At 58.2% G+C, this 282-nt stretch carries 1 protein-coding gene; it reads left to right on the top strand.

All coding sequences use genetic code 11. From position 1 onward, the window contains the following. The coding region (locus AC0L3J_RS38000) for a hypothetical protein (protein WP_473350545.1) at nt 1-282 on the top strand (282 nt) is incomplete at both ends.

The raw sequence follows: 282 nt of genomic DNA, 5'->3' as shown, positions 1-282 counted from the left end.
GGCCATGGTGGCAATCTTTTTTTACGTTAAGGCAGATGCACCCGCCGCCTTCAAGCTGCCTATCGAACGACAATTCCCGCAGCCCGGCCTCCAAACTGCCCCGGACCAGGACCTCGCCAATGCATTGCAGAGCGAACGAAGTGCTCTGTCTCGGTACAGCTGGATCGACCGAGGCAGAGGTGTCGCAAGAATACCCATTGAGAAGGCCGTCGAGATCGTCATTGCCAGAGGCGACCGCGGTTACGATCCTCTGGACAAGTCAAACGCCCCGGAGGTCGAGAA

The sequence above is a fragment of the Bradyrhizobium sp. Kon37 genome (assembly GCF_055807535.1).
Note: the sequence above shows the minus strand (reverse complement) of the source record. Positions and strands in the feature narration are given on the sequence as shown.